12 protein-coding genes and 2 pseudogenes are annotated in these 11,872 nt (G+C 54.3%); 7 read left to right on the top strand and 7 right to left on the bottom strand.

What is annotated here, in order from left to right; translation table 11 throughout:
* Together ACVBDQ_RS16885 and ACVBDQ_RS16880 are read right to left on the bottom strand one after the other, a co-directional pair.
* Window positions 1-271, bottom strand: a 271-nt coding sequence (locus ACVBDQ_RS16885) for a UPF0236 family transposase-like protein (RefSeq protein WP_446663360.1), incomplete at its 3' end; no start/stop codon positions are given.
* 333 nt (window positions 272-604) lie between these two features.
* Window positions 605-793: a hypothetical protein gene (locus tag ACVBDQ_RS16880; protein ID WP_011230137.1), complete on the bottom strand. Its 189-nt coding sequence runs from the start codon at window positions 791-793 to the stop codon at window positions 605-607.
* A 115-nt stretch (window positions 794-908) separates the two neighbouring features.
* Between ACVBDQ_RS16880 and ACVBDQ_RS16875 the strand changes: the two genes are divergently transcribed.
* Window positions 909-1,310 carry a hypothetical protein gene (locus ACVBDQ_RS16875; protein ID WP_011230138.1) on the top strand — a complete coding sequence of 134 codons (402 nt, stop codon included), beginning with the start codon at window positions 909-911 and terminating at the stop codon, window positions 1,308-1,310.
* Here ACVBDQ_RS16875 and ACVBDQ_RS16870 read toward each other — a convergent pair.
* The 4 genes from ACVBDQ_RS16870 to ACVBDQ_RS16855 are packed head-to-tail and all read right to left on the bottom strand — an operon-like array spanning window position 1,270 to window position 5,925.
* Window positions 1,270-2,436, bottom strand: coding sequence for a YheC/YheD family endospore coat-associated protein (locus ACVBDQ_RS16870; RefSeq protein ID WP_011230139.1), 1,167 nt, complete (start codon window positions 2,434-2,436; stop codon window positions 1,270-1,272). The genes ACVBDQ_RS16875 and ACVBDQ_RS16870 overlap by 41 nt on opposite strands.
* The gene (locus ACVBDQ_RS16865) at window positions 2,430-3,779 is read right to left on the bottom strand and encodes a YheC/YheD family endospore coat-associated protein (protein WP_011230140.1); all 1,350 of its coding nucleotides are present in this window, start codon (window positions 3,777-3,779) and stop codon (window positions 2,430-2,432) included. Before ACVBDQ_RS16865 ends, ACVBDQ_RS16870 begins: the two co-directional genes overlap by 7 nt.
* Complete coding sequence (locus ACVBDQ_RS16860) at window positions 3,757-4,842, bottom strand: YheC/YheD family endospore coat-associated protein (protein WP_020278974.1); 1,086 nt, start codon at window positions 4,840-4,842, stop codon at window positions 3,757-3,759. The genes ACVBDQ_RS16865 and ACVBDQ_RS16860 overlap by 23 nt, the downstream gene beginning before the upstream one ends.
* A 6-nt stretch (window positions 4,843-4,848) precedes the next feature.
* Window positions 4,849-5,925, bottom strand: coding sequence for a YheC/YheD family endospore coat-associated protein (locus ACVBDQ_RS16855; protein WP_011230142.1), 1,077 nt, complete (start codon window positions 5,923-5,925; stop codon window positions 4,849-4,851).
* Window positions 5,926-6,051: 126 nt separating this feature from the next.
* On the opposite strand from ACVBDQ_RS16855, the gene ACVBDQ_RS16850 reads away from it, so the two are divergent.
* The 4 genes from ACVBDQ_RS16850 (at window position 6,052) to ACVBDQ_RS16835 (ending at window position 10,333) form a co-directional block, all read left to right on the top strand.
* Window positions 6,052-7,185, top strand: coding sequence for a DUF445 domain-containing protein (locus tag ACVBDQ_RS16850; protein WP_011230143.1), 1,134 nt, complete (start codon window positions 6,052-6,054; stop codon window positions 7,183-7,185).
* Window positions 7,186-7,256: 71 nt separating this feature from the next.
* Window positions 7,257-7,616 (top strand): YlbF family regulator, encoded by a 360-nt coding sequence (locus ACVBDQ_RS16845; protein WP_011230144.1) that lies wholly within the window; start codon window positions 7,257-7,259, stop codon window positions 7,614-7,616.
* 133 nt (window positions 7,617-7,749) lie between these two features.
* A complete protein-coding gene (locus ACVBDQ_RS16840) occupies window positions 7,750-8,613 on the top strand; it encodes a Cof-type HAD-IIB family hydrolase (protein WP_011230145.1) in 864 nt (287 codons plus the stop codon).
* A gap of 214 nt (window positions 8,614-8,827) precedes the next feature.
* A complete protein-coding gene (locus ACVBDQ_RS16835; RefSeq protein WP_031206558.1) occupies window positions 8,828-10,333 on the top strand; it encodes a coproporphyrinogen III oxidase in 1,506 nt (501 codons plus the stop codon).
* Between the two features lie 37 nt (window positions 10,334-10,370).
* Here the strand turns inward: ACVBDQ_RS16835 and ACVBDQ_RS16830 are convergent, their stop codons facing one another.
* Window positions 10,371-10,556, bottom strand: coding sequence for a YhzD family protein (locus ACVBDQ_RS16830; protein WP_014194986.1), 186 nt, complete (start codon window positions 10,554-10,556; stop codon window positions 10,371-10,373).
* A 116-nt stretch (window positions 10,557-10,672) separates the two neighbouring features.
* Here ACVBDQ_RS16830 and ACVBDQ_RS16825 point away from each other — a divergent pair.
* A pseudogene (locus ACVBDQ_RS16825) lies at window positions 10,673-11,101 on the top strand (ABC transporter ATP-binding protein); the annotation flags it as partial.
* Window positions 11,086-11,772, top strand: a pseudogene (locus tag ACVBDQ_RS16820) (ABC transporter permease); the annotation flags it as partial. The pseudogenes ACVBDQ_RS16825 and ACVBDQ_RS16820, both read left to right, overlap by 16 nt.
* Between the last annotated feature and the right edge of the window lie 100 nt (window positions 11,773-11,872).

The raw sequence follows: 11,872 nt of genomic DNA, 5'->3' as shown, positions 1-11,872 counted from the left end.
CCAGTTCGGCATCCAGCAAGAAGGTATACGCCCCCGCCTGCCGATCATAGTAGTAGTTCCGTCGAAACGTCACTTCTCCAAACAGCGTTTGGATCGTAGTCGGCCGTTTGTCTTTCAGCTGATACCGGCGCTTGTCCCGCGCTTCCGCCAGTTGTTGATCAATCTCCTCCAAAAGGGCCGCCAACAAGACAGCGAACACCTTTTGAAGAGTTCTGACGAATTGTTCCTCCAGCTCTTTTAATAAAGGCCATTCTGTGGTAAGATGTTTCATGGACTCTCTCCCTCCTGTTTTCGGTTGATGTTGACAATCACCATCATAGCAGGGAGAGAGTCCTTTTTGCATGACATTTGCTTTTTTCTACCGCGCTTCGCTTGGTGGCCCCGACGAGCGTCGCGAACAAAAGTTCGCAACCCTCGTCGGGGAATCATTCCTGAATGTCACCCACAAATATTTTACTCACACGGATGAAAGCGGGAAAGCCGCAGGATGAACGGGCGGCTTGGCCAACAGCGGTCGTTTCGAACGATCCCTGCCTAACGCATTAGCGGAGAGGCTTCATAAAACAAAAGGCCGACTTTCCCGAGGCGGGAAAATCGGCTCCGTTTACTGGCCGGCTTCGTACGGCGGCTCTTCTTTGACAAGATCGCGCGCTTCCTCAATGTTGACGTCATCGCCGTGGCCGTACACAGCACCTCCGGCCATCCCTTCGTTGATCATGCGGTCGATGTCCATATAGTATTCATCGCGTCCTTCGTACAATGAATCCCGGCGCTCGGCTTCATTTCGTTCCATCATCTCGCTCCTTCCTCTCATCGTTTTTCCTAAAGTTTGTCCAAAAGAGGCATACGCTATCCATGCCATTCATATGGATGAAAGAGGACAAGCGGGAAGAAAGGGGCGGCACGCGATGATCATGCTGATCAAAAAATTGCTCGAAACAACCGCCGCGGCGGAAGAAAAAGCCCGGCAGCTCGCTGAGATGGAAACGGATGAGGCATGGGCGGTCTATTTGGCTGAAGCCGAGCGGCAGCGTAAACTTTGGCAATACGTGCATTATTTAGTTGCTGGGGCTAACGCCGACGGTCGAGCGGAAAGAGAGCAAAGCAAAGCAGGCGCACCTCGTTGTGATCTCTTGCAAGCCATGGCGGCGGCTGAGTGGGAAAAAGCGATGTTATGCCAGAACGTCTGCCAAAGCTTAAATGGAGCCGCCAAACAAGCGGTTGATGCTGTGTTCCGCCAGGCGCTTCGCTACAGCGGCCAGTTTCTAGCTATGGCGTACGATGAGCGAGCTCGGCAAACAGCTGATTGAGCCTCTCAAGCCGCCGTGCCTCAATCTCCGGCTCATCAAACACCATCGGCTTGGCGTTGATTTCATAAATGTAAAGCTGCTGTTCGCTTCCGACGCCGATGTCGGCGGAAAACTCGCCGACAAAGCCAAACCGTTCGCCAAGGCGTGCGCCGCTCAAGGCAATAAGCCGCTCGAGCGCCGCTTCATCGATGCGTTCCTTGACTTCTTTGTACGGGAGGATGGTTCCGCCATGAAACACATGGGTCGTCACTGACTCGACGTCGGCCGAACGAACACCGATGCCGGTGATCGTATGGCGGCCGTTGTGCCAATGGGCGAGCACGCGCAAATCGTAGCGGCGTCCATTCCACTCGTCCGTTTCAGCCAATGCTTGGGCGATGTAGCGGCCGGACTGAATGAGTGATGCGAGCGCATCGAGCGAGCAGAACCGTTTTTGGCCGCCCGGATATTCGCAAATGGCTTCCGTCTCTGACAAGGCGGTGAGACGAAACAGCCCCATTCCTCTGGCGCCGTCATCCCGCTTCAAGTAAATGCAGCTGTATTGGCGGAGCCAAGCGCGAAGATCGGTCGCTGTTTGGACAGGCGCCGTCGGCAATAGATGCGGCCAGAGCCGGCGGTCGGACCGCAGCGCGTCATAAACGTCCGATTTGCGGAAAAAAGAGCGGTTGACAAGTGGAACGCCATGGGCGCTCAACTGGGCAGCCGCCGTTTGAAACGGCTCGCTTTCTTCTTCTTCGCGGCTTTTTACTCGATTGTAGACGACATCGGGCAGTGGAGCGGCCGCTTCGATGAAACGATGAAGCGTCGGAACGAATAGATATCCGGAGACCGTTTTCTCTCCGATGCCGGCGGCCGCACTGACGACGGAGATGCCGCCGGCTTTGTGGATGGAGCGGATGACGGTTTCAAGCCACGGCTTTTTCCCAGCCAGCAAAGCGGAAAGGGACGAGGCGCTGATCAGCACGCCGACGAGCGGTCCCACCCGTCCATCTTGCTCGCGGACGGGAAAGACGAGATCGGGAAGGACAGCGGCGGGAGCAACCCAGCCGCTGCCGAATCGATAAGGGCCGCCCGGACTGTTGCACACCCACTCGCCGGTGTCAGGACGGTAGCCGATCGTCAGCATGGCCAAAGCGCCTCGGGTTCGGTGATGGCTGTTTTGCTGAGGTGGACGGCGTAAGCGAGCGGCAACCGCGCTGTTCGTTCGTCTGCGTCCTTTAATTTTGGATGCTTAAAAATCGACCGTCCGGGTTTGGAATTGGCTTCAAACATCCAAATCCTTCCTTGTTGGTCAACACCAAGGTCAAAACCGATTTCGCCGATCAACGTTTCTGATGCTTCATCAAGGCAACGGCTGAGCGTAAGGGCGGCGTCAGAAAGACGGGCGAGCATGATTTCGCGCTCGGCGGCATCCGGGAAAATTTCTTCCAGCGTTTTGACGATGCCTCCGCTGTTCATATGGGTCGTGATGCTTTGTTTTCCAGCGATTTTGGCGGCGATGGCGCTCACTTGCCATATGCCGTGTTCGTTTTTGTTAACGTGAACGCGGAAATCAGCCGGTCGGCCGTTGACGGCAAGAAGCGGAACCGCTTGTTGGATGACATAGCGGTGAAGCGGCGCATGGGCGAGCAAATGATGCCACACCGCCATGGCGGTGGGAAACAGCACTGTTTGTATTTCTCCGCTTTCATCGCGGAACCGGCATTCATAGGCGTTTTTTTTCGCTAAATGATAAATGCCGCGGCCGAGGCTGCCGTCGGCCGGCTTGATGTACGCTTCACGGTAGCGGGCAAGAAACTGCTCAATGGTGTGCTGCGTCACGTGGGCGGACGTCGCCGGCAAATACGGCTGCGCCTTCGGATGGGCAGCGAGCCGGCGGTAAATGTCCCATTTGTTGAAAAAACACCCGTTAAAGATCGGGATGCCGTAGGTGGTTTGCAGCGTCTTCGTCATCGTTTGAAACGTTTCCTCCTTTTCGACGCGCCGGTTTGGCAGCCGGTTGTAAACGACATTCGGCAACGGCACCGTATGGCGTTCCCAGCCGCGCTCTGTGTAAAAATAGCCGTTCGTCATGCCGTTTTCCCAGTCAATATGGGGCGCGCCAAACAAAAAGGCAAATCCGCCGACTTGCTTTTCTTGCGCCAGCAACTTGGCAAAAAAGAAGCTCCGGCTGCCGACCGGGCGGTGGAGCGACTTTGTGAATCCGGCGGTCAAAATGCCGACAAGCGGCCCGAAGTGAACAGCTTCATCGGTCAAAAAGACATGAACGTCAGCGGCAAATGGGATCGACAAGCATCGGGCAACGTCATGCGCCACAATCACACGGTCGACAAGACGGGGGGAAGAAATGACCCGGCATGGGGTGACAAGGCTGCCGAACGCGGCTGATGTTTGCCTAGATGCTTGGAGCGTGGCGGGAAGAATCACCGTATTTGTTTGTTGTTCGTCAATGATCAACGTGTAGGTCATTGGCTTTTCCTCCTCTGGCCAAAAACAAGCAATACCGAAGCGGCGCTTCGTACAGTTCGTTTTGTTGCTCCGGGGGCAGAAGATGCGCCACTTTTCTCCCCGGCTTGGAATTGACATCCAAAATCCACACCGCCCCGTTGTCGGTTGCACCAAGATCCAAGCCGATTTCAAACAAAGGACCGAACGTGTGATCCATATAAACTGGCAGCGTGCGGATGATCGTCTCAACGCCATCGAGCACGAAGAGACGTTTTGAAGAGGAAAGGCGGTCGAGCCACTCGGAAAACGGACGAATGTCCGCGCCGGCGCGGACGTTGGCCACCCATGCCCCCGGTCGGCCGACTCGCACGGCCCGCACCCGCTCCACCCAGCGTCCGTTTTCATCCTTTTGCAAAAGAATGCGGAGGTCAAACGGTTCACCCTCCGGGGTCGATAGCTGAAGCAATGGCTGCAGGACATACTCGCCGCGGCGGCTCCAAGAGGCGAGGAGCTGTTCCAGCTCGCTTCGGCGGGCAATGACGGCCTGTTCTTGACCGTGACTGTCTTGGACGGACAGCGCCTTCCCTTTCTTTTGAAAGATGCAAATACCGCGTCCTCCGGAGCCGTGCACCGGCTTGGCGATGGCGGCTTGTTCGCGGCGGAGAAGCGCAAGCACATCATCGGCGCGCTCAAGCCGGACAGTCGGAGGCACGTATGCGGACAAGAGCGGGTGAGAGGAGAGCGCTTCATATACGTCCCATTTGCCCGGCAGGCCATAGCCTAAAAACGTGAGGTCAGGCCGCTGCTTCAACCAGTTCATAATCGGTTTTGCTTTTTTGGACCGCTCATCATTGCCGTAAAAGCAGCGGTCATATAAAAATGGCGGAATGGCAAAGACGGCGTTTGTCCATTCGTTCGTTTCCTCTTGAAAGAGAAAGCCGCGGACGTTTTCCGTCTGCGGATCGATGCCAAGCGGCGAAAAGCGGCAGACGGAAATGCCGTAGCGTCTGGCGCATTTCGCCACCTCAGTGCAATACGTGTGGTCTTGCTGTTCGTCAAGGGTGACAAAACCGAGTGAAAGCAAAACGGTTCACTCCTTTTCCTCCATCAATGTCAAACTATAGTCGATGATCGCCTTCGCCGACGGGCGGACCGATTGGTAGGAAGCGGCCATATCCGTCTGTTTCGACGGCTTCGTATTCACCTCGATGATCCACGGCTGGCCATGGATGTCAATGGCAAGATCAACGCCAAACTCTCCATACAGTCCCTCCGCTTCCGAGGCGAGAACGGCGGCGGATTCCAGTGCGATTTCTTTCAGAAGCTGTTTTTGCTGGAACGCGTCAGCTCTCGTATACCACTTCCGCAAGACATCATTGACCGCCATCAGTTCTCCGCCGCGGGCAAGGTTAGCGACAAACTGATCGGGCGGCGCTACGCGGGCGACGGCGGAAGTGACGCGCCAATCATTGTGGCGGGCGCGATGACAAAGCAGGCGAAAATCGACCGGGCGGCCGTCGAGGGTGCGAAGCTCAAGCCCTTGTTGGATGATCATCGGCGTTCGGATTTGTTGCCGCAAAGCGGAAGCTAAAGCGTCCATCGAACGATATACGGCCGTTGAAGCGGAAGTGGAATGGCGAAGACAAATTCCGTCGTCCGAATGTTGGAGGCAGAAAATCCCTCGCCCTTGGCTGCCATAGATCGGCTTGAGAAAGACGGATGGGAAAGCGTCAAGGAACGCCTCAAGCGTATGTTGACCGCTCCAGAGCGCCGTTTTCGGCAAGTGCGGGTGCAAGTACTCGTGCCGCTCAAAATGGCAGTGCACTTCCCATTTATGCAAAAAGCGATGGTTGAACATCATCCCGTTTTCTTCGGCAAGCCGAGCGAGCAGCTCGGCAAACAAAGGGGAGCGTTCGAGCTTGCGCGAGTGAAGGCGATTGTAAACGACATCGGCTGGAGGCACGTCCCGCTTGCCCCATCCGCTTTCGGTCCACTGATAGCCGACTCCCTCTAAGTAAAGCGCCGGCGAGGACACGTAAAAAAAGAGACCACGCTTTCTAGCATATGCCGCCAATTCCTCGCAAAAATGATGGATGGATCCAAAGGCAGCCCGTTCACTTGTTTCATTGATTTCCGTCAGCACAGCCATCGTTCGTTGTTTGCTCATCGCAGTCCCTCATTTGCGCATTCGTCAGGCAAGCTCTATAATGAACAATTAGGCAAACGTTTATATCGCCATCGTATGATGACGGACGCCGTTTGGTGACAGCGGCGGGGACGGAAGGAGAAGAGGATGGAAACGTTCGTTTATTTGCTGTTTATGGTGGCGGTCGGGGCGCTCATTGGCGGGGTGACGAATTTTATCGCCATCGTGATGCTGTTTCGCCCATATGAGCCGATGTACGTGTTTGGAAAACGGCTGCCGTTTACGCCGGGATTGATTCCAAAGCGGCGGCGGGAGCTGGCCGAACAGCTCGGGAAAACGGTCGTGGAGCATTTGGTGACGCCGGAAGGATTGCGGCGCAAACTCATGGATCCGTCCTTTACGGCCGAGATGGCCGAGTGGGGGCGGGAATGGCTTCGAAAGTGGCTTGCGCGCAAAGAAACGCCGGCTGAGTTGCTTGAACGCCTCGGTATTCGCTCTCCCGCCGAGCGGCTCGAAGCGATGGCGGCCGAGCAAGCTGAGCGAGCGTATGAACGGTGGAGCGAAACGTGGCGTCTGCGGCCGATACGCGATGTATTGCCAGCGGAGTTGAAGCAGACGATGGAAGCGCGCGTCGAAAGTCTAGCGGGTTATTTGGCCGACAGGACGCTTGACTACTTTCGCAGCGAGGAGGGAAAGCAGCAGATTTCCAGCATGATCGAGCGTTTTTTCCAAGAGCGCGGGATGGTTGGAAATATGCTGCAGATGTTGCTTGGCAATGTCAATTTCGTCGATAAGGTGCAGGCGGAGCTCGGTAAATTTTTGCGCCATGCTGGCACAAGAGAGGTGCTCTCCCGCCTTCTTTGGACGGAGTGGAACAAATGGTTGGACTATCCGCTCGCAACCGTGGAAGAGATGATCGGCCGCCGGCGCATCGATGAAGCGGTGCGGTCGGCTGCCCGCCGCTTGGTGCAAAGCGGCAGCTGGCTGCATCGCCCGCTTGATGAGCTGATCGCTCCGTACGAGCAACCATTGTTTGACCGCCTCATCCCGCAGGCGGCGGCAACGGTCAGCTGCCTGTTAAGCGACAAAATCGAGGCGATTGTTGCACAGCTTGGGTTGGCGGATATTGTCCGCGACCAAGTGGAGTCGTTTTCATTACGACGATTGGAAGCGATCATTTTATCGATCGCCCGCCGTGAACTAAAGATGATTACGTATTTGGGCGCTTTGCTTGGCGGGCTGATCGGCGCCGTTCAAGGCGTCATTGGCTTATGGCTGTAGGCTGTGGCATATCGCCGCCAGATGGCGCATACGTTAGAACGTGAACGATATTCGTATAGGAGGCTCTTTTTATGTCTGAACCCCTTCATGCGCTCGCTAAACAGCTTGAGCAGGCGATTCGGGCGAGCGAGCCGTTTCAGCAGCTGAAACGGGCATACGAAGATGTCCGCCGAGATGAAACCGCCTATCGAATGTTCGCGAATGTCCGCGACATCCAGCTTCAGCTCCATGAAAAACAGATGCGCGGGGCGGCCATTTTGCCTGATGAAATCGAACAGGCGCAAAAGGCGATGGCGCTCGCCCAGCAAAACGAGAAACTCGCCCGCCTGATGGCGCTCGAGCAGCAAATGAGCATGACCATTGCCGAGGTTCAGCAAATCGCCATGAAGCCGCTTGAGGAGTTGCACCGTTCATTCATGGAAGGAAGATAGGAAAAACACCCGGTCGGGTGTTCTTTTTTTGTCCGTTTCGTCATAGTCATGAAAATGATAAGGAATGCAAAGCCGCCGCCAGCTTGCTGGCGGCGGCAAGAGAGGTTGAGACGGACAAAAGGGGGAGACAGCCGTGTATAAGCTGTTGGCGCTCAACATTGACGGAACGATTTTAAAAAACAACGGCCGCCTGCCGCGCGAAACAAAAGAGGCGGTCGACTATGTGAAGAAAAAAGGAGTTTATGTTACGTTAATCACGAGCCGCAATTTGCTTTCCGCCCGCAAAGTGGCGAAAGCGCTGCGGCTTGATGGGATGCTCATTGCATTCCAAGGAGCGATGATTGCCAGAACGCTTGATGATAGGCTGTTTGACGCCGTGATCCCTGAGGAGCGGACGTTTAATATCGTGCAAATTTTGGAAAACTTCAACTGCAACATCCGCCTCATGCATGAGCGGTATTCGCTCGGCAATCGGAAGAAAGTGAAGAAAAACCTTGTCGTGCAAACGGTTCTCTCCTCAAGCGACCCGTTTTTCTATCCGACCCAATTTGTCGATTCACTTGGCGATGTGCTGATCGACGAACCGATCGCTGTGCCGAAAATTGATGTATATTTTGCTACAGACGAAGAGAGGGATGCAGCGGCCGCTTTATTGACGAAATCGATTCCGTCCATTGATATGATTATGCAGCCAAACGGAAAAATGGAAATTGTCCCGCAAGGAGTGTCTAAACTCGCGGGGTTGCGCCGGCTGGCTCAACATATCGGCGTATCGTTGAAAGAAACGGTGATGATCGGTGACGGCCTTGACGATTTGCCGGCGATTGAAGCGGCTGGGCTCGGCGTCGCCATGGGGAACGCACCGCTTGAGGTGAAGCGGGCGGCCGACTGGGTGACGCGTTCGAACGAACAGCTCGGCGTCGCCTACATGGTGAAAGAACATTTCCGCAAACAGCAACGGATCGAGTTTTTGCAAAAACTCAAAACGAAACAGTAAGCAGCTTGAGCGGGGAGCGAACCGTGAGCGGACAACTGGCGCTTGCCGTTTTCACGAAAATCATAAAAATGAGGCCGGAGCGAATGCCCGGCTTTTTTAATCTAGTTGGCCGGGCGAGAGTCATTTCCATAAAGTCGGCGGCAAAGGTGCATTCTTCCGCTTGACGAAGGAAACAGCCGTTCAGTACACTGAAAGAAGTTTGAAAGAAAAGGTGATGAACGTGCGGATCGAAATTCAAGGACTGCCGCATCCGGAACGGTTTCAGCGCCCGCTCGAAGTGATGACCGAGCTGTTCTTCGAAGCGCCGGAGCTGTCGCTCGCGCCGCTTCCCGAGGCCGATATGGCCGTTATGTTTTCCGTCAAGAAAGACGGGTGCATCGCTGTTTCTGGGACGCTTCTCGACAAGACGTCCGGGCGCGTTGAGGAAGCGAGTCATGAATGCAGCACGCCGGCGGATGCTGACGGGAAAACGTACGAAAAACAGCTGAAAAACGCCGTTTTGCATGTCTATTTGACGTTGCTTGAGCGTTCTACCGGCCTCATTCAGCCGTGGGGCGTGCTGACCGGCGTTCGTCCGGTCAAGCTGCTTCATCAGCTTTTGCGCTCAGGCCTTTCGAAAGAAGAGGCGCACCGGAAGCTGGCTGAAGAGTATTTAGTGACAAACGAAAAAATCGAATTAATGCAAGCGATCGTGGATCGTCAGCTCACGGTCGTTCCGGATTTATACGATTTGGCCCACGAAGTGAGCATCTATATCGGCATTCCATTTTGCCCAACGAAATGCGCCTATTGCACATTTCCGGCGTACGCCATCAACGGCCGCCAAGGGTCGGTCGACGCCTTTTTGGCCGGCCTTCATTACGAAATGGAGGCGGTCGGCCGCTTTTTGCGCGAGCGCGGCATCCGCATCACAACGATTTACTATGGCGGCGGGACGCCGACGAGCATTACGGCCGACGAGATGGACCGGCTGTACGCTCATATGTATGACGTATTTCCAGACGTCGACCGCGTCCGCGAAATCACGGTCGAAGCCGGGCGTCCGGATACGATTACGCCGGAGAAGCTCGAAGTGTTGAAAAAGTGGCGGATCGACCGCATCAGCATTAACCCGCAATCCTACATTCAGGAGACGTTAAAAGCGATCGGGCGCCATCATACGGTCGAAGAGACGATCAACAAGTTTCATTTAGCAAGGCAAATGGGTATGAACAACATTAATATGGATTTAATCATCGGACTGCCCGGCGAGGGTCTGGCGGAATTTACGCATACGCTCGCCGAGACGGAGCGGCTCATGCCGGAATCGCTCACCATCCACACGCTGTCATTTAAACGGGCGTCGGAAATGACAAAGAACAAACAAAAGTACAAAGTCGCCAGCCGCGAGGAAGTGCAGGCGATGATGAAGGCTGCCCAAGAATGGACAAAGGAACACGGTTATGTCCCTTACTATTTGTATCGACAAAAAAACATTCTCGGCAACCTTGAAAACGTCGGCTACGCGCTGCCAGGTCAAGAGAGCATATACAACATTATGATCATGGAAGAGCAGCAGTCGATCATCGGCCTTGGCTGCGGGGCATCAAGCAAATTCGTCGATCCGAAAACGCGGAAAATCACCCGCCAGGCGAACCCAAAAGAGCCGAAAGTGTACAACGAGCATTTCGCCGAATATACGGAAGAGAAAATCAATATATTAAAGGAAATATTTGGATAAATAACAACACCCCGGGAACAACCCCGGGGTGTTTTGATTAGCGGTGAAATAAAATGAGCTTGCCGCTGGCATTGACGCAACGGTGTGTTTTGTCCCAACAGCCGCGCTCGCGCAGCTTTTGTTCACCGATTTTTTTCGCTTCTTCATCATTGGCTGCTTCAAACGTTTCATCGAGCAATTTTTCTCCGTCGCGCTCAAAAGCGGTCAACGTATACATCGGCATGTCACCATCTCCTTTCGCTGAATCATCATTCATTTCTCTTTCATTTAGAGGTTTGATAGGCAAATTCCTGCTTCTGTCTGAAACTTTTTTTGAGACTGCACGTTTTAATAATGTGGATGAGTTTAGAGATCATTGAGGTGACGAAACGGTTTGGTCAGGCGACGGCCGTCGACCATTTGACGTTGACGGTTCCAGAAGGGGAGATGTTCGGATTGCTTGGGGCGAACGGAGCGGGAAAAACGACGACCTTTCGCATGATTTTAGGCCTTCTGCTCCCGACGGAAGGGGTGATCCGTTGGCAAGGCGAACCGATTGATGACTCGAAAGGCCATCTGATCGGCTATTTGCCGGAAGAGCGCGGGTTGTACCCGAAGCTGAAAGTGCAAGAGCAGCTTTTGTATTTAGGGCGGTTGCGTGGAATGAAGAAGACGGATATTCTTCCAGAAATCGACCGCTGGCTTGAGCGCTTCCATATCCGCGATTATGCCAACAAGCGGGTGGAGGAGCTGTCGAAAGGCAACCAGCAAAAAATCCAGTTTATGTCCTTCTTTTCGCGATGTATATGTTTGTTTTGATGTATGGAGGAATGATTGCGACGGAGGTGGCGACGGAAAAATCGTCGCGCGTGATGGAAATTTTAGTGTCAAGCGTCCCGCCGGTCCAACAGCTGTTTGGCAAAATCATCGGCGTTGCTCTTGTGAGCTTGACGCAATTTTTCGTTTTTTTCGCCGTCGCTTTCGCCGCGTTAAAAACGAGCGGGCAGGAAGTGTGGCGTTTCCTCGGATTTGACCACCTGCCGGCATCGATATTTGTGTATGCACTCGTTTTTTTCTTGCTCGGTTACCTCTTGTATGCGGTGCTATTTGCCGTGCTCGGTTCGCTCGTCAGCCGGGTCGAAGATGTGCAGCCGGCGATTACGCCGGTCATGATGTTGGTTGTCGCTGCATTTATGATCGCGATGTTTGGCTTGAATGCGCCAGAGTCGGCGTTCGTGACCGGCGCCTCGTTTGTTCCCTTTTTCGCTCCGATGCTCATGTTTTTGCGCATCGGCCTCGTTTCCGTGCCGGGGTGGGAAGTGGCGCTTTGCCTTGTGCTTTTAGCGGCGACGATTGCCTTGTTGATCTATTTTGACGCCAAAGTGTATCGAGGCGGTGTGCTGATGTATGGGCGAATGAACATTTTCAAGGATGTGAACTACCCCCACTTAATTTTCTAGCGAAAATTTGAAGTGGGGGCTTCCAAAGAAGTTTGACTGCTTCAAGCAATCCTTATTCTTTGAGGCGTGTCCACTTCGCCGCTAGAGCATAAGACACTCA

The sequence above is a fragment of the Geobacillus sp. CCR genome, assembly GCF_052906625.1.
Note: the sequence above shows the minus strand (reverse complement) of the source record. Positions and strands in the feature narration are given on the sequence as shown.